This window comes from Halomonas sp. CKK8 (genome assembly GCF_029625235.1).
Lineage (GTDB): Bacteria > Pseudomonadota > Gammaproteobacteria > Pseudomonadales > Halomonadaceae > Halomonas > Halomonas ventosae.
Genome location: NZ_CP121193.1, coordinates 233,127 through 248,197, shown reverse-complemented (window position 1 = coordinate 248,197; position 15,071 = coordinate 233,127). Strand labels below are relative to the sequence as shown.

Below are 15,071 nucleotides of genomic sequence, written 5' to 3'. Positions count from 1 at the left end.
GCCCGTGTCAGCCTGGGCAAGCGTGCCATGCAGGGTGACCCGCTCAGCTGGCGGCATCCTGCACGGCCTCGCCACCCTCTTCGACGTCCTGGCCGGCGCCTTCCAGGGTATTGCATCCGGCGAGCAGGCCAGCGGTCATCAGCAGCATGAAACTCATGGCGATCGCTTTCTTCATGGCATGTTCTCCTTAACGGTTTCAGGGGATCCATTCCTTGCCGTGAAGCAATGGCATCTTCAGCCTAGCAGCCCACTCACCGACCTGCACAGGGGCGACAACGTCAGGAGCTGGAGCGCTGGATCGCCTCGCCGCCCTCCTCGATGTCCTCGCCGGCACCGCGGATGGTATTGCAGCCAGCGAGCAGCGAAAGGGTGAAGAGTGAGACCAGGATCAGCGATATTGTACGTTTCATGATGGCGTCCTCGTTGCCGTTCCCGATGTGGAACACAAGGGGTGTCCCCTTCAATCTAGCAGGTTCGGCGAAAGTGCCCAGTGGGCTCACCCCAGCAGCAGCCGCAGGATGATCGCGAGGATCACCGCGATGGTCAGCCACTTGACGACGAAGGCCCCGCGCGGACTCATGTTGACCTTCACCGCCAGCCAGGCACCCAGCATGCTGCCGGCCGCCAGCACCAGGCCGTAGCCCCAGCGCACCTGGTCGTTGGCCAGGAAGATGGCCAGGGCCGGCAGGGTGTAGACCAGTATGATCAGCACCTTGAAGACGTTCACCTGGGCCAGGTCGATCTTCAGCATGCGGTAGAGCACCACGATGAACAGGATGCCCACCCCGACCTGGATGAAGCCGCCATAGAGGCCGATGGCGAACATGGACAGGTAGACCGCCGGCGTGAGGCGCTCCGGGGTCAGCGTCCGGGTCTCCAGGCGCGGCTGGGGGAGCAGCATCAGCACTGCCGAGCACGCCATCACCGTGATCAGGATCGCCTCGAAGAGGGCATCCCCGGTCTGCAGGGCCAGCCAGGCACCGAGCATGGAGCCGACCACCGCCGGCACCGAGAGCCGAAGCGACAGCCCCAGGTAGCGGGCACCGGCACGGAAGAAGCTGGTCACCGCGGAGATGCTCTGCAGCGCGATCGATACCCGATTGGTGCCGTTGGCCGCCTGGGGCGGCAGCCCCAGGAACATCAGCAGTGGCAGGGTCAGCATCGAGCCCCCGGCGGAGAGCACGTTGATGAAGCCGGCCAGGGTCCCGATGGCCAGCAGGGCAAGCGCCTCGAGCAGCGTCATGAGAGCGTCCGTTGTTGGCGGGTCGGAGATAGGCCGCCCAGCATACCGGGGCCGCCCTGCCGGGGGAATCTGTCCCCCGATGCGGGAGGGGGTGTGCCATGATGACGGAGACAGGGACAGCCGACGCGAAAGGAGACCCGTGATGTCGGAGTTCGAACCCGATGCCCGCCTGGTGAACGACAGCTACCCGGTCACCGAGCTGCCGCTATGCCAGCTGCGGCTGATGGACGACGCCCGCTTCCCCTGGCTGGTGCTGATACCGCGCCGCCTCGAGGTCAGCGAGGTGTTCCAGCTCGACGCCCCGACCCAGCAGCAGCTGTGGCGGGAGGCCAGCACGGTCGGCAGGGCCATGCTCGAGGCCCTGGGCGGCGACAAGCTCAACATCGCCAGCCTGGGCAATGTCGTCGCACAGCTGCATGTGCACGTCATCGTTCGACGCCGCGAGGACGCCGCCTGGCCTGCGCCGGTGTGGGGCCATGGACAGGCCGAGGCCTACGACCTGGACCGCCTAGCCGACCTGCGTGCCCGCATCCTGGCCGAGGTGGAGGGGCTCGACCTGACGCCCTCCGAGGGCTAACCGCCGAAGAGGGGCGCAGTCGACGGCGGCTCGCCCAGCAGCGGCGCGCTGGCCGGCTGGCCGACGCCGGTCGCGGTCAGCGAGACCCCCAGGGCCATGATGCCCAGCCCGCCCGCCAGGGCGGCCCAGCCCAGCAGCCTGCCGATGCGGTGGCCCGTGACCCGGGCCGCCAGCCGCTGCTCTGCCCAACCTCTAGCGAACACGCTGGCCAGCGCGAGTGCCGAGACGGTAAGTGCCGTGCCCAGCGCCATCACCAGCACCGCCGCCACCCCGACCATGAAGTTGTCCAGCAGGGTGGCCGCTCCCAGCAGCAGTACGCCACCGCTGCAGGGGCGGATGCCGATGGCCACCACCGTGATCAGGGCCGTGCGCCAGTCCCCGGCACGCTGCGGATCCACGTGGTGATGCCCCCCGCAGCAAGCGTGGTCGACGTCATGGTCATGGGGACGATGATGCCCTCCTGCCGGCGCGACCGCCGGTACGGCCGCACTGCCTCGCAGCTGGCGGATGGCCCGCCAGCAGAGCCAGGCACCCAGCAGGGTCACCATGATGAAGCTCGCCTGCTCCACCCAGGCCACGCTTCCCATGGCCTGGCGCGTCAGCCAGCCCAGGCCATGCACCAGCCCCAGCACCAGGCCGATGGCCACCAGCCCCTGCAGCAGGGAGGCGGCGAAGGAGAGGGCCAGGGCCCGACGGCGGGCACCGCCCTGGGAGAGCAGATAGGTGGTCAACACCGCCTTGCCATGGCCGGGACCGGCGGCATGGAAGACGCCGTAGCCGAAGCTGATGCCGAGCAGGGTCGCCCAGGTGGCCGGCGAGGGGGTGCCGGAGAGCCCCGTGATGGCAAGTGTCAGCGCCCGGTGGAAGTCGCGCTGCCAGGCCACCAGCTGCAGGCTGAGCTCCTGAAGGGCCCCCTGAAACACCCCTTGCCAGGCCAGCAGGGCGAGCAACAGCCCACCGCCCAGCCACACCAGTCGCTTGATGGCTAACGGCACGTCACCTCCCCGGTCTCGGCGAAGTGGCGCCCCAGGCCAGGCTCGGCCTCGTCATCGACGTCGAGCATCGCGGCTGCCATGACCCGCTCGGGATCGGGCTCGGCCGCCCGGATACGCGTCTCGCAAGCGAGCTCGCCACCCACCACCAGGGCATCATCGAGCGGCGTGTCACCCTCGGCTTCGTGGACCACCTCGATATAGTAGCTGGGGTCGAACACCCGGTAGCGCAGCGTCTCTCCCGCCATGTCCAGCGGCTCAGCCAGCGGCAGCAGAAAGACGAACTCGATCCGTCCATCCCGTTCCAGCACGGTGTAGTCGGCGACCTCGCCGAGCTCGACCCTGTCCCCCTCGAGGGTCAGCTCGGTGAAATAGCCCTGCGGTGACAGGGTCTCCCGCATATCGCTGCCCAGCTGGTCGAGGGCGGCATCGAGGCCACCACCTCCCGCTTCCCGGCCGAGCTCCTCGAGCAGCACCAGGCTGTAGAAGGGATCCAGGCGCCAGGACTGCTGAAGGGCTTGCAGCCGTCCCTCGCCATCGATCACCAGGCGCATGCGCAGGTCGATCCAGCCATGGGGGTGCGCCGCGGCCGCAAGCGGCATCAGAAGGCCAGCGGCGAGGCAGAGCACACCGATCAGGCGAGGGGACACCAGGTAAGAAATCATCGGCGGCCCTGTCGTCATCTGGGACCCATCAGGGTAACAGCCCCAGCCGCGACTGCAGGTCGGTCAGCAAGGGGTCCAGTACGGTGGGTGGCAGGGGCCGCCCACCGCGGGTGGCGATGAAGCTGACCCGGCTGCCATCTCCCTGGCCGGCCACGCGCAGTGACGCGCCGTAACCCGGCATCCGGCCGAGCACCGCCTCCAGGCGACCCAGGTCGCCGTCGGCATGGCGGATCACGTAGCCGCGCTCCATCAGCAGCTCCATGGCCTCGCGCAGGGTGGCCTCGGGTGTCGCCGCCAGGTGGATCTCGCGGGGCTCAGGCGGTGCGGGCGTGGCACAGCCGGCCAGCCAGGCGACCAGCAGGATGACGAGGGGGGCACGCATCATGGGGCCTCCTGTGGCGGTACGGCCTCGATGGCATCGCGCAGGTCGCGGCAGAAGTCGGCATCGCTGGCACTGCGGGACTCGCGCAGTGCCCCTCGCCAGTCGATGATGCGGATATCCCGGGACACCTGCACCTGCTGCTCCCCCACCACCACCGAGACCCTCTCGACACGCGTGGCCTCGTCGACGCCCACTCCGAAGCCCGTGCCGAGCCCGATCATCACGCCGGAGGACACATGACCGCCGCTGCCGCCCAGCACGAAGCCGCCGAAGCGGGGCAGGCGCTCGACGCCGTTGTCATGATAGATGGTGTTTCGGGCGCGTTCGGCACTGACAAGCCCCAGCGACGCATCGGTGTGACGCACCAGGAAGCCCTCCGCCTCCAGGGCCGTGACGGCCCTGGCCAGGCTGTCGCCGGACCCGGCGGGCCAGCGACACTCGGCAGCCGGGGCAGGCTCGGCCACGGGCAGGGTCGTCGGCGTCACCTGGCAGCCGGCCAGCACCGCCGACAGCAGTAGCAAGAGCCATTTACGCATCGGATGCTCTCCGCGAAGGGTCAGGAGCAGTCTACGCCGGAAGTCGGCAGGGATGAAGCGCCCGGGGTTCTGTCCCGCGCCGGCCGGCGCTAAGCTGGAAACTCCTTCCACAAGACGAGAGCGGCCATGAAGATCCTCATCTGCCCGGACAGCTTCAAGGATGCCCTGCCCGCCGCCGATGCCGCGCGGGCCATCGCCGTGGGGGCGAAGCGTGCCGGCGGCGACATCGAGGCCCTGGAATGCCCGCTGGCCGATGGCGGCGAGGGAAGCCTCGATGCCCTGCTGGCCGCCACCGGGGCCGAGCGCCGCTCGGCTGAGGTCCACGACGCCCTGGGTCGCCCGGCCCGGGCCGACTGGGGCTGGCACGCCGCGAGCCGCACCGCCTACGTGGAACTGGCCGAGGCCAGTGGCCTGCAGTCGCTGGCGCCCGACGAGCGCACCGCCCTGCACAGCACCACCTTCGGGGTCGGCGAGCTGATCCGCGAGGCACTGGATGCCGGTGCCGAGCAGCTGCTGCTTACCCTCGGCGGCAGCGCCACCAATGACGGCGGGGCGGGGATGCTGGCCGCCCTGGGGGCGCGACTGCGTGACGGCGAGGGCCGCGACCTGGCCCCGGGCGGCGCCGCCCTCGCCGACCTGGCCGAGCTCGACCTCGACGGTCTCGACCCGCGCCTCGCCGGCCTGCGGGTCGAGACCGCGGTGGACGTGGACAACCCGCTGCTGGGCGAGCGTGGCGCCAGTGCGGTCTTCGGCCCCCAGAAGGGCGCCTCGCCGGACGAGGTGTCACGCCTCGATGCCGCCCTCGCCCGCTTCGCCGACGTCAGCGCCGCGACCCTGGGCCAGGATTACCGCGAGCTGTCCGGCGCCGGCGCCGCCGGCGGCATGGGCTTCGCCGCCCGGGCCTTCCTCGGTGCCGAGCTGCGCCCCGGCATCGAGCTGGTGATGGCCCAGGCCGGCGTCGAGACCCTGCTGGCGGACGCCGACCTGGTGATCACCGGCGAGGGCCAGCTCGATGGCCAGAGCCTGGCCGGCAAGACCCCGGTGGGCGTGGCGCGACTGGCCCGGCGTCACGGGGTGCCGGTGGTGGTGCTGGCCGGGCGCCTGGCACCGGGCTGGCAGGCCGCCTTCGACGAGGGCGTCACCGCGGCCTTCGCCCTGGCCGATGGCCCCATGGCGCTCGACGAGGCCCTCGCGCGCTGCGCCGAGCTGCTGGCCGACCGCACCGAGGGCCTGGTGCGACTCTGGGTCGCACTGGCCGGCCGTCGGCCTTGAAGAGCGCGCCCGACACCCGCATGTCATCGACATCGGCTATGGTGGCCATGGCGACAATTGACTTATCCACCGCCGGCAGACGCATTACACTTTCCGCATCGCGATCAAGGAGGCATTGCATGAGCGAGACCAATACCATCGGCCTGCACGAGGCCAGTGCCAGCCAGCTGGCCGAGAAGCTCAACGAGCTGCTGGCCAACTACCAGATCTTCTACATGAACGTGCGCGGCTACCACTGGAACGTGAAGGGCCGCCAGTTCTTCCAGCTCCACGAGAAGTTCGAGGAGTTCTACACCGACCTGCTGACCAAGGTCGACGAGGTCGCCGAGCGCATCCTCACCCTGGGCCACCAGCCGGTTCACGCCTACAGCGACTACGTGAAGCTCGCCAGGATCCAGGAGGACAAGAACGTCCATGACGGCGAGGCCTGCGTGCGCGGCGTGCTCCAGGGCTACCAGACCCTCATCGAGCTGCAGCGCGAGCTGCTCTCCCTGGCCTCGGATGCCGACGACGAGGGCACCGCCGCCCAGGCCGGCGACTATATCCGCGAGCAGGAAAAGACCGTGTGGATGCTGGGCGCCTACCTCGGCTGATCACCGGCACCGCAGAACCGACGCACCACGACGCCGCCCCGAGGGGCGGCGTCGTCGTTACCGGGCTGTTCGTCCGGTGCCGGGCTCAGGAGGACCCCGTCGCCTCGTCGTCCGGCTCGCCCTCTTCCCCGGCGGCACGTACCAGTTCCGTCGGCAACGGTTTCTTCATGCGCACCCCCAGGCGCTGCAACTCGGTGGCCTGGGCCACCAGGCTGCCCTGCCCGCTGGAGAGCCGCCCCATGGCACGGCGATGGCTGTCGCCCGCCCGCTCCAGGTGGCGGCCGACCTCCTCGAGGCTCTCGACGAAGCCGGAGAACTTGGCCAGCAGTTTCTCGGCCCGGTCGCCGATCAGGCGCGCATTCTCGTTCTGGCGCTCAAGGCTCCACAGGCCGGCCACGGTGCGCAGGCTGGCCAGCAGGGTGGTCGGGGTGACCACCACCACCTGGCGGTCGAAGGCCTCCTGGAAGAGCGTGGGGTCGCGCTCGAAGGCGGCGGCGAACGCAGGCTCCACCGGCACGAAGAGGAACACGAAGTCCGGCGAGTTGAGCCCCGGCAGCGCCGGATAGTCCTTGCCCGAGAGCCCGGCGACATGGCCGCGCAGCGACTGCAGGTGGGCCCTCATGGCCGCCTCTCGCTCGGCCTCGTCCTCGGCGTTGACCACCCGGGTCCAGGCCACCAGCGACACCTTGGCATCGACGATCAGGTGGCGGTCGTCGGGCAGGTAGATCACCGCATCGGGGCGCTGGCGCCCCTGCTCCCCCTGCAGCGAGACCTCGCGGCGGTACTCGATGTCGCGGCGCAGGCCGCTGCGCTCCAGCACGGTCTCGAGCATCAGCTCGCCCCAGTGGCCCTGGGCCTTCTGGTCGCCCTTGAGGGCGCGGGCGAGGCCCGCGGCCTCCTCGCCGAGGCGGGCATTGAGCCCGGCGAGCTGTTCGAGCTGGGCCTTGAGGGAGCCGCTGTCGCGACTCTGCTGGCCGTGGAGCTCCTCGACCCGACGGCGGAACTGGTCGACCTGTTCGCGGAAGGGGCGCAGCAGGGCCTCCAGGCTGTCGCGGCTCTGCACCGAAAAGGCCTGCTGGCGCTCCTCGAAGATGCGCCCGGCGAGCTGGCGGAACTCCTCCTTGAGCCGCTCCCGGGCCTCCTCCAGCAGGGCCAGCTGCTCACGGTGTCGCAGCGCCATCTGCTCGCGCTCGGCCTCCAGCCGGGCGGCATGCTCGCGTCGCTCGGCCAACCGGTCGCGCGTCGCGGCCAGTTCGGCCTCCAGCGCGGCCAGGCGCTCGCGGCTGCCATCCAGCTGCGCATCGCTCTGGGCCAACTCCTGCTCCAGCCGCCGCACACTGGTCTCGCCCTCGGCAAGCGCCTGCTCCCGGACGAGGAGGCGTGCCTCGGCGGCGACCAGGCGCCTGCGCCAGGACAGCCCCACCCAGGCCATTGCCAGAAGCAGCCCGGCCAGCCCCCAGGCCAGCCAGGCCGGTACGGCCTCCTGCAGCAGTTCATTCATCTCGGTCACTCCTGAGCCTTGCACCATGGTGTCGACCGCGATTGCCGAGGGGCAGCCCCTAGCCCCTGGCCAGGTCCTCGACCAGGGCACGCAGCAGCCCCCAGAACTCCGCCACGGAAGTAAGCTCCACCCGCTCGTCGGGGGAGTGGGCGCCACGGATCAGCGGGCCGAAGGAGATCATGTCCAGCTGCGGGTACTTGCCGCCGAGGATGCCGCATTCGAGCCCGGCGTGGATCACCTTGACCTCGGGCTCACTGCCCAGCCGCTCACGGTGCAGGCAACAGAAGCGCGCCAGCAGGGGGCTATCCGGATTCGGTGTCCAGCCCGGATAGGCATTCTCGACCCGGGTGCGCGCCCCGATCAGCTCGAACAGCGCCCGGAAGCGGTCGGCGAGGTCCCGGGTGGCAGTGTCGCGCAGCGAACGCACCAGGGCGCAGAGGTGGAAGCGCCCGCCCTCCAGGCTGACCACGCCCAGGTTGTTGGAGGTCTCCACCACCCCCGGCACCGCGACGCTCATGCGCTCGACGCCGCAGGGGGCCACGTGCAGGGCGCGCACCAGCAGCTGGCTGGCCTGCTCCGTCAGCGCCTCGGCCGGCCGCATCTCCTGTGATGACAGCCCCAGGGTGAGCCCCTCGTCGACCCCTGCCAGCTCGGCGAGAAGCTCCTCCTGCAGCACGGCCAGTCGCTCACTGGCGGACGCCTGCTCGTCGTCGGGCAGGACCAGGGTGGCGAAGGCCTCCCGCGGCAGGGCATTACGCAGCGTGCCACCATGGTAGTCGACCAGCCGCGCCCCGAAGGGCTCGAGGGCACGCAGCACCCGCACCAGCAGCCGGTTGGCGTTGCCACGCCCCTTGTGGATGTCGATCCCGGAGTGGCCCCCCGAGAGACCGGTCAGCGACAGTCGCAGCGCGACCTCGTGGTCGCCCAGCGGCGCGGTGGGCAGCTGGGCCTCGACGATGACATCGGCGCCGCCGGCGCAGCCGATGTAGACCTGACCACGATCCTCGGAGTCGAGGTTGAGCAGCAGGCTTCCCTCGAGCCACCCCTCGGCCAGGTTGAGGGCCCCGCCCATGGAGGACTCCTCCTCCAGGGTGAAGAGCGCCTCCAGCGGGCCATGCACCAGGGCCTCGTCCTCGAGGATCGCCAGCGCCGCCGCTACCCCCAGGCCATTGTCCGCCCCCAGGGTGGTGTGGCGGGCGTGCAGCCAGCCATCGTCGCCCACCCGGGTCTCGATGGCATCCCGGGTGAAGTCGTGGGGATGGTCGGCATTGGCCTGGGCCACCATGTCCAGGTGGCCTTGCAGGATCACCCCCGGCGCCGATTCGAAGCCGGGGGTGGCGGCCTTGCGGATGCGCAGGTTGCCGAAGGCGTCGCGGTCGTGGGCCAGCCCCAGGCCCTCGGCCCAGCGCTCGAGGATGGCCACCAGGGCGGCCTCGTGGCCGGAGGGGCGCGGCGTGTTGCACAGGGTGCGGAAGTGGCGCCACAGGGGCCGGGGGGAGAGCTGCTCGAGATGTGCGTTCATGGCGGTTCTGTCTCGCGATTGACCCGGGAACTCTACCGGCCGGCCTCGCCGGGGGAAAGCCCGCGGTCACCGTGGCGGAGCCGTGCCACGGCCTCGCGCAGCCAGGCCTGAACGCCGCGCTTGCCCGATACCCCCAGCTGCGCTGCCAGCCAGGGCGTCGCTCGCCCCTGGAAGGCCCAGGCGGCGAGCAGCGCCAGCGCCTCGTCCTGGCATCGCACCGAACTCGCCGCCCGGTATCTCACCAGGGCCTGGATCGCCGGGCGGGCCAGGCCGGGCTCGCGATGGCCGAAGGCCACGTCATCGAGGTCGCGACGATCCTGGTCGCCCAGGGGGCCGGCGGGCGCCTCGGCGAGCAGGGCCATCACCACCGCCGGCGCCAGCTCGGCCAGCTCGAAGGCCAGCAATCCCGGCAGCTGGCGATGGAAGCGCGCCTGGAGGCGTTCGGCGAGTCGCTGCCCCGCGGGACCGGTGGGCCGCACGACCATCAGCGCATGCTCGCCGGTGGCCGTCTCCCGGGTCAGTCCCAGGCGCACCGCCCGGAAGCCCGCCGCCTGCCAGAAGGCCTGCAGCCCCGGCTCGGCGCCGAAGCTCGCCCCCAGCAGGTCGATGCCGTCGCGACGGGCCCGCGCCACCTCGGCCTCGACCAGCTGCCGTCCCGTCCCGTGACGGCGCCGCTCGGCCGGCACGGCAATGCGCAGCACCCGCCGCAGGCGCGCGGTGAGCGCCTCGCGCTCGCCGGCATGGGCGGCCAGCGACTGGGCCAGCAGGTGGCCGCGCGGTCGCCGCTCGCCCCGCGCCACCTGCTCGGCGAGTGCGGCCGGAAAGCCCCCCTCGTCGCCGCTCACCACGACCCCCTGCAGGGCCGGGCCGGCCTCGAGAACGGTGAGGGCGACTCCCGGACCATCCAGCAGCCGGCGCAGGTCGGCGGGCGTGGTGCGGTAGTGGGCCTGCACCAGCAGGCCGAACAGCGCCCGCAGCCGCGGCTCGTCGCGGGCCAGGGCATCGCGGTCCAGGCGCCGCAGGGTCGCGGCGACCCCGGCCTCCGGACACGCTGCCGGCTCGGCATCCAGCAGCAGCAGGATCGCAGTCAGCGCCTCCAGCGGGTCGCCCTCGGCCCAGCGGATCGGCTCGGCCAGGTGGCAGGCCCGCCAGTCGGGAGTCTGGCGCGCGAGCCGTTCGCGGAAGCGCAGTGCGAAGCCACGCCCCGACCCCTCGTAGCCATGCACCGTGGTAGCGAAGGCGATGCGCGGGAAGGCGGCGAGCCAGCGCCCCAGCAGCGGCGCGGGAATCGCCGCCGCCTCGTCGACCAGCAGCAGCCGGCCAGGGCCACCGACCTCGCCCTGCTCGGCCAGGGCATCGGGGGGCAGGAAGGCGACCCGGCCGTGGCCCGCCTCGAAGGTGTTGGCGTGCCGTTGCCCCTCGGGACAGAGGACCGCCAGGCGCTCGAAGAGCCCGGCCACGGCCGATGGGCGCGGCGCCGTGACCAGGATCTCCGTCTCCCCTGCCGCCAGCAGCCGTGCACAGGCGATGCCCAGGGCCGACGTCTTGCCGCGCCCGCGGTCGGCGGTCAGCACCAGCGGCCGACGGCGACGCAGGCGGGTGAGTCGCGCCACCACTTCCGCCTGATCGCGGGTCAGACAGTCTCCGTCCAGGTCAGGCGACGACGCCGCTGCCGGCGCTGCCTCGGGCAGACAGGGTCGCGGCGGGGCCTCTCCCGCCGTCCACGCGATCACTCGCGCGTCGGCGCGCAGCAGCCGGGCAAGCCGGGCCAGGTAGCGGGCGCTGAGCTGCTCGGCGCGCCAGGGGTACTCGGCCAGGCGGCGGTAGTCGGCATCGGGACGCGCCCCCCAGTCGGGCGGGGTCATCAGCACCAGCAGCCCACCGGCGCGCAGGGTGCCGGCCAGGGCACCGAAGGCCTCTGGGTCGAAGCCGCTCTCGGCCGAGACGGCATCCATCACCACCAGGTCCTGCTCGCCCCCCAGTCGCGTGCGGGCCTTGGCCGCCGGCAGCCAGCATGCTACCTCGATGCCGTCCACAGGCTCGGCGGCGACCCACAGCGGCGAGGCCCAGCCGCCCTGCTGCCACAGGGCCAGCGCCTCCTGATGGCAGGCATCGGCCGCCCCGGTGAGCCAGACCAGGCCGCGCCAGCGCTGCCGGCCCAGGCGGCGTCGGGTCTCGTGCAGGGGGGCGAGGCGGTCCTGGGTCATCCGGGGCTCCTTGATGGGCTCAACTTTGGTCTAAGGGGGCGTGACCTTTCAACGTTACCGGGCATTTCGGCACTGCAACACCGCTGTCATACATACGTTTCAACCCGTTGATTGAAAAGACATTCATGGCCTCCAATTGGAGGCCTTGCGGGGCCCGCCCGAGGCGTCGCGGCCGCCCGGGTCCCGGTCGAACATGTCCGTCGTCCCATGCTAGCTTGTTTGCTGTTGCCGAGTTGCCCGGACGGTCAGGCCCGCCTGCACCCCAGGTGGCCGCTTCCCGGCACCGACGGCCGTTCCATCGACTTCTCGACAAGCAGAACAACCCACAAGGGAGCACCTCAATGAAGAAGATGAGCAAGTTCGCCCTCACCGGGCTGGCCGCGGGCGTCGCCCTCGCCGCCATGAGCTCCACCGCCCAGGCCCAGGAAACGTGGACCATGACCACCACCTGGCCGGACAACCTGGACCTGATCCAGATCGATCGCCACTGGGCGGAGCTGGTCAACACGCTCGCCGGTGACGAAGTGAAGATCAACTTCCGCGCCGGCGGCACCCTGATGCCCGGCACCGAGGTCTTCGACGCCACCCAGACCGGTGCCATCCAGGCTGCAGGCGACTGGCCCGGCTACTGGGCCGGCCTCAGCCCGGCCTTCTCGCCACTGGCCACCACCACCAGCCTGTTCAACGGCGTCGACTACCTGAACTGGATCATGGAGTGGGGCGGCTGGGAGCTCTATCAGGAGGTCTACGGCGAATACAACATGGTCTACCTGCCCTACGGCATCACCAACAACGAGTCCGGCTTCCGTGGCGGCACGCCCATCGAGAGCATCGCCGACCTGGAGGGCAAGCGCCTGCGCCTCTCCGGCCGCGACCAGGGCCGCGTGCTCGAGCAGCTCGGCGGCTCCCAGGTCACCCTGGCTGGCGGCGAGATCTACCAGGCCATCGAGCGTGGCGTGGTCGATGGCGCCGAGTTCTCCACACCGGGCGTGGACTACAAGGCCGGCTTCTCCGAGGTCGCCGACTACTGGTCCGTGCCCGGCTGGCACCAGTCCGCCAGCGTGTTCGGGGTGATGATCAACAAGGATGCCTGGGACGCCCTCTCCGAAGAGACCCAGGAGAAGCTGAAGATCGCCGCCGAGGCTACCATGGCCTGGTCCCTGGCCTGGTCCGAGCGCGAGTCCACCGAGGGCACGGTGAAGTTCCTCGAGGACGGCACCGAGATCAACCAGCTCTCCGAGGAGGACCTGGCCGAGATCCAGCGCATCACCAACGAGGTGATCGTGCAGGGGGCCTGCGAGGACCCGATGCACGCCAAGGTCTACCACTCCATGATCAGCTACCTGGAGCACTACGCCAACTGGCGTGACGTTTCGGTGCCCTATAACATGAGCCGCGTCACCGACGACCTGCCCTCGCTCGAGGAGATCGAGGCCTGCATGAACCAGTAACCGGTTCGGGCCGGCCCTCGTCGGGGGCCGGCCCTGGTGCCAAGTGCCCCGCTGACCTTCCTACCCAACGATTTGCCCGATTCCGAGAGCTCCCATCATGAACGCCATTGCCAGGGTCATAGACGCCCTCAACGAGGGGTTCGGACGCCTGATCGCTCCGCTGCTCGCCGTGATCACGCTGATCGTGATCTATGACATCGCCATGCGCTTCTTCATCGGACGCCCCAGCGACTGGGCCTTCGACGTGACGAAGATGCTGTTCGGCGCCCACTTCATGCTGATGGCCGCATACGGGCTGCGCCATCACGCCCATGTCGAGGTCGACGTCCTCAAGCGGCTGCTCTCGCGCCGCAAGCAGGCGGCCCTCGAACTCCTCGGCTACCTGGTCTTCTTCGTGCCCTTCATCTGGATGCTGTTGACCTTCGGCTGGGCCTTCTTCGAACGCTCCTTCAGCCGTGGCGAGACCACCTATGGCATGGTGGCCATCCCCGTCTATCCGGTGAAGGGCGTGATCGTGGTCGCCGCGGGACTGCTGCTGCTGCAGGCCATCGCCATCGTCATCCGCGCCGTGCAGGCGCTGGGCAAGGAGGAACCAGCATGAGCGCCGAGATGCTCACCCTGTTCATGTTCGGCGGCCTGCTGGTCGGCCTGTTCATGGGTCATCCGCTGGCCTTCGTGCTCGGCGGCGTCGCGGTACTCGGTGCCTGGCTCGGGCCCGGCGCCAATACGCTGGGCATCCTGATCAACAACATCTTCGGCAACGCCATGGACAACTACGTCCTGGTGGCCATCCCGCTGTTCATCCTGATGGCGCGCTTCCTCAACGACTCGGGCGTCACCGAGAAGATGTTCGAGTCGATGCGCCTGCTGCTGGCCAACCTGCGCGGGGGCCTGGCCCTGACCGTCGTCGTGGTATCGGTACTGCTGGCCGCCACCACCGGCATCGTCGGCGCCTCCATCGCGGTGATGGGCATGATCGCCCTGGTGCCGATGCTGAACTACGGCTACAACAAGCAGCTCAGCACCGGGGTGATCATGGCCAGCGGCTGCCTGGGCATCCTGATCCCGCCGAGCATCATGCTGATCCTGATGGCCAGCTATTCGCCGGTATCGGTGGGCGCGCTGTTCGCCGGCGCCCTGATCCCCGGGCTCATGCTGGGGGTCCTGTATGCCCTTTACGTGCTGGTGATCTGCCACCTCAAGCCCGAGTACGGGCCTCGCGTGCCCGCTGAGGAGCGCGCCCAGGTCTCCACCGGTGAACTGCTGGTGATGCTGGGCAAGTACGTGCTGCCGCCGATGTCGCTGATCCTCGGCGTGCTGGGGTCGCTGTTCACCGGCATCGCCACCGCCACCGAGGCCTCGGCCATCGGCGTTGCCATCGCCTTCCTGCTGTTCCTGATCTTCGGCGACCGCAAGGCCTCCACCTGCTACCGCACCCTGATCGAGGCCAGCAAGACCACCACCATGGTGATGCTGGTGCTGGTGGGCGCCACCGCCTTCACCGGGGTGTTCTCCATCGGCGGCGGCATGGAGGTCATCCACGAGGTGGTGATGGCGATGCCCGGCGGCACCACCGGCGCACTGATCCTGATGCTCTTCCTGGTGTTCATCCTGGGCATGTTCCTCGACTGGACGGGCATCGTGCTGCTGAGCTTCCCGATCATGCTGCCGATCGTCGAGAGCATGGGCATCGACGTGCTGTGGTTCGTGGTGATGGTCGCCGTGGTGCTGCAGACCTCCTTCCTCACCCCGCCCTTCGGCTATGCGCTCTTCTATCTCAAGGGGGTGGCGCCCAAGGGGGTCGAGACCCTCGACCTCTACAAGGCAGTGATCCCCTTCGTGACGCTGATCGTGCTGGCCTGTGTGCTGATGGCGGTCTTCCCGGCGCTGATCACCGGCCTGCCGTCGATGCTGGTCGGCTACTGAGCCTCTCCTGCCGGTAACCCCATGACGCCCGCCGCTCGATGAGCGGCGGGCGTCTGTCTTGATCCGGGTCAGCCGCAATGGCTGCAGCCTCGGGGGGCAGCTGATACAATTCTCACGCGCAAATGCCTCGCATCCACACCGCCTCCAGACGCCGCTGGAAGGAGACCTCGTTGACCAGACCGGCCAGTTCCCGTGCCCCCGTCC

Annotated in this window: 16 protein-coding genes; 6 read left to right on the top strand and 10 right to left on the bottom strand. The window is 70.0% G+C overall.

Going from position 1 to position 15,071, the window contains the following annotated elements; translation table 11 throughout:
- Window positions 1-43 precede the first annotated feature (43 nt).
- The 3 genes from P8934_RS01215 to P8934_RS01205 all read right to left on the bottom strand — a co-directional run bounded on the left by P8934_RS01215 (window position 44) and on the right by P8934_RS01205 (window position 1,243).
- Complete coding sequence (locus P8934_RS01215) at window positions 44-175, bottom strand: entericidin A/B family lipoprotein (protein WP_278032542.1); 132 nt, start codon at window positions 173-175, stop codon at window positions 44-46.
- 103 nt (window positions 176-278) lie between these two features.
- A complete protein-coding gene (locus P8934_RS01210) occupies window positions 279-410 on the bottom strand; it encodes an entericidin A/B family lipoprotein (protein WP_278032541.1) in 132 nt (43 codons plus the stop codon).
- Between the two features lie 86 nt (window positions 411-496).
- Entirely contained in the window at window positions 497-1,243 is a 747-nt protein-coding gene (locus P8934_RS01205) for a sulfite exporter TauE/SafE family protein (RefSeq protein WP_278032540.1), read from the bottom strand.
- 142 nt (window positions 1,244-1,385) lie between these two features.
- Here P8934_RS01205 and P8934_RS01200 point away from each other — a divergent pair, with 142 nt between their 5' ends.
- Entirely contained in the window at window positions 1,386-1,820 is a 435-nt protein-coding gene (locus tag P8934_RS01200; RefSeq protein WP_278032539.1) for an HIT family protein, read from the top strand.
- Here P8934_RS01200 and P8934_RS01195 read toward each other — a convergent pair.
- The 4 genes from P8934_RS01195 to P8934_RS01180 are packed head-to-tail and all read right to left on the bottom strand — an operon-like array spanning window position 1,817 to window position 4,395.
- Complete coding sequence (locus tag P8934_RS01195; RefSeq protein WP_278032538.1) at window positions 1,817-2,815, bottom strand: nickel/cobalt transporter; 999 nt, start codon at window positions 2,813-2,815, stop codon at window positions 1,817-1,819. The genes P8934_RS01200 and P8934_RS01195 overlap by 4 nt on opposite strands.
- Window positions 2,806-3,477: a DUF1007 family protein gene (locus tag P8934_RS01190; RefSeq protein WP_278032537.1), complete on the bottom strand. Its 672-nt coding sequence runs from the start codon at window positions 3,475-3,477 to the stop codon at window positions 2,806-2,808. The genes P8934_RS01195 and P8934_RS01190 overlap by 10 nt, the downstream gene beginning before the upstream one ends.
- A 28-nt stretch (window positions 3,478-3,505) precedes the next feature.
- Window positions 3,506-3,862, bottom strand: coding sequence for a hypothetical protein (locus P8934_RS01185; protein WP_278032536.1), 357 nt, complete (start codon window positions 3,860-3,862; stop codon window positions 3,506-3,508).
- Window positions 3,859-4,395 (bottom strand): hypothetical protein, encoded by a 537-nt coding sequence (locus tag P8934_RS01180; protein WP_278032535.1) that lies wholly within the window; start codon window positions 4,393-4,395, stop codon window positions 3,859-3,861. Before P8934_RS01180 ends, P8934_RS01185 begins: the two co-directional genes overlap by 4 nt.
- 126 nt (window positions 4,396-4,521) lie before the next feature.
- Between P8934_RS01180 and P8934_RS01175 the strand changes: the two genes are divergently transcribed.
- Together P8934_RS01175 and P8934_RS01170 are read left to right on the top strand one after the other, a co-directional pair.
- A complete protein-coding gene (locus P8934_RS01175; protein WP_278032534.1) occupies window positions 4,522-5,667 on the top strand; it encodes a glycerate kinase in 1,146 nt (381 codons plus the stop codon).
- A 119-nt stretch (window positions 5,668-5,786) separates the two neighbouring features.
- Window positions 5,787-6,260: a Dps family protein gene (locus P8934_RS01170; RefSeq protein ID WP_278032533.1), complete on the top strand. Its 474-nt coding sequence runs from the start codon at window positions 5,787-5,789 to the stop codon at window positions 6,258-6,260.
- A gap of 85 nt (window positions 6,261-6,345) precedes the next feature.
- Here P8934_RS01170 and rmuC read toward each other — a convergent pair whose 3' ends face one another.
- Genes rmuC through P8934_RS01155 form a run of 3 tightly spaced genes read right to left on the bottom strand, consistent with a single transcriptional unit; the run spans window position 6,346 to window position 11,490 of the window.
- The gene (rmuC, locus tag P8934_RS01165; protein ID WP_278032532.1) at window positions 6,346-7,761 is read right to left on the bottom strand and encodes a DNA recombination protein RmuC; all 1,416 of its coding nucleotides are present in this window, start codon (window positions 7,759-7,761) and stop codon (window positions 6,346-6,348) included.
- A gap of 58 nt (window positions 7,762-7,819) precedes the next feature.
- Window positions 7,820-9,283, bottom strand: a complete 1,464-nt coding sequence (locus P8934_RS01160) for an aminoacyl-histidine dipeptidase (RefSeq protein ID WP_278032531.1) — start codon at window positions 9,281-9,283, stop codon at window positions 7,820-7,822.
- A gap of 32 nt (window positions 9,284-9,315) precedes the next feature.
- Window positions 9,316-11,490 carry a GNAT family N-acetyltransferase gene (locus P8934_RS01155; protein ID WP_278032530.1) on the bottom strand — a complete coding sequence of 725 codons (2,175 nt, stop codon included), beginning with the start codon at window positions 11,488-11,490 and terminating at the stop codon, window positions 9,316-9,318.
- Window positions 11,491-11,831: 341 nt separating this feature from the next.
- On the opposite strand from P8934_RS01155, the gene dctP reads away from it, so the two are divergent.
- The 3 genes from dctP to P8934_RS01140 all read left to right on the top strand — a co-directional run bounded on the left by dctP (window position 11,832) and on the right by P8934_RS01140 (window position 14,867).
- Window positions 11,832-12,941, top strand: coding sequence for a TRAP transporter substrate-binding protein DctP (gene dctP, locus P8934_RS01150; protein ID WP_278032529.1), 1,110 nt, complete (start codon window positions 11,832-11,834; stop codon window positions 12,939-12,941).
- Between the two features lie 97 nt (window positions 12,942-13,038).
- Window positions 13,039-13,542 carry a TRAP transporter small permease subunit gene (locus tag P8934_RS01145; protein ID WP_278032528.1) on the top strand — a complete coding sequence of 168 codons (504 nt, stop codon included), beginning with the start codon at window positions 13,039-13,041 and terminating at the stop codon, window positions 13,540-13,542.
- Complete coding sequence (locus tag P8934_RS01140; protein WP_278032527.1) at window positions 13,539-14,867, top strand: TRAP transporter large permease subunit; 1,329 nt, start codon at window positions 13,539-13,541, stop codon at window positions 14,865-14,867. The genes P8934_RS01145 and P8934_RS01140 overlap by 4 nt, the downstream gene beginning before the upstream one ends.
- Window positions 14,868-15,071: the final 204 nt, after the last annotated feature.

Bases quoted from the DNA above. Each gene is read 5' to 3' on its own strand.
- P8934_RS01215 (WP_278032542.1), bottom strand. From the start codon at position 175: ATGAAGAAAGCGATCGCCATGAGTTTCATGCTGCTGATGACCGCTGGC.
- P8934_RS01210 (WP_278032541.1), bottom strand. From the start codon at position 410: ATGAAACGTACAATATCGCTGATCCTGGTCTCACTCTTCACCCTTTCG.
- P8934_RS01205 (WP_278032540.1), bottom strand. From the start codon at position 1,243: ATGACGCTGCTCGAGGCGCTTGCCCTGCTGGCCATCGGGACCCTGGCC.
- P8934_RS01200 (WP_278032539.1), top strand. From the start codon at position 1,386: ATGTCGGAGTTCGAACCCGATGCCCGCCTGGTGAACGACAGCTACCCG.
- P8934_RS01190 (WP_278032537.1), bottom strand. From the start codon at position 3,477: ATGATTTCTTACCTGGTGTCCCCTCGCCTGATCGGTGTGCTCTGCCTC.
- P8934_RS01185 (WP_278032536.1), bottom strand. From the start codon at position 3,862: ATGATGCGTGCCCCCCTCGTCATCCTGCTGGTCGCCTGGCTGGCCGGC.
- P8934_RS01180 (WP_278032535.1), bottom strand. From the start codon at position 4,395: ATGCGTAAATGGCTCTTGCTACTGCTGTCGGCGGTGCTGGCCGGCTGC.
- P8934_RS01175 (WP_278032534.1), top strand. From the start codon at position 4,522: ATGAAGATCCTCATCTGCCCGGACAGCTTCAAGGATGCCCTGCCCGCC.
- P8934_RS01170 (WP_278032533.1), top strand. From the start codon at position 5,787: ATGAGCGAGACCAATACCATCGGCCTGCACGAGGCCAGTGCCAGCCAG.
- rmuC (WP_278032532.1), bottom strand. From the start codon at position 7,761: ATGAATGAACTGCTGCAGGAGGCCGTACCGGCCTGGCTGGCCTGGGGG.
- P8934_RS01160 (WP_278032531.1), bottom strand. From the start codon at position 9,283: ATGAACGCACATCTCGAGCAGCTCTCCCCCCGGCCCCTGTGGCGCCAC.
- P8934_RS01155 (WP_278032530.1), bottom strand. From the start codon at position 11,490: ATGACCCAGGACCGCCTCGCCCCCCTGCACGAGACCCGACGCCGCCTG.
- dctP (WP_278032529.1), top strand. From the start codon at position 11,832: ATGAAGAAGATGAGCAAGTTCGCCCTCACCGGGCTGGCCGCGGGCGTC.
- P8934_RS01145 (WP_278032528.1), top strand. From the start codon at position 13,039: ATGAACGCCATTGCCAGGGTCATAGACGCCCTCAACGAGGGGTTCGGA.
- P8934_RS01140 (WP_278032527.1), top strand. From the start codon at position 13,539: ATGAGCGCCGAGATGCTCACCCTGTTCATGTTCGGCGGCCTGCTGGTC.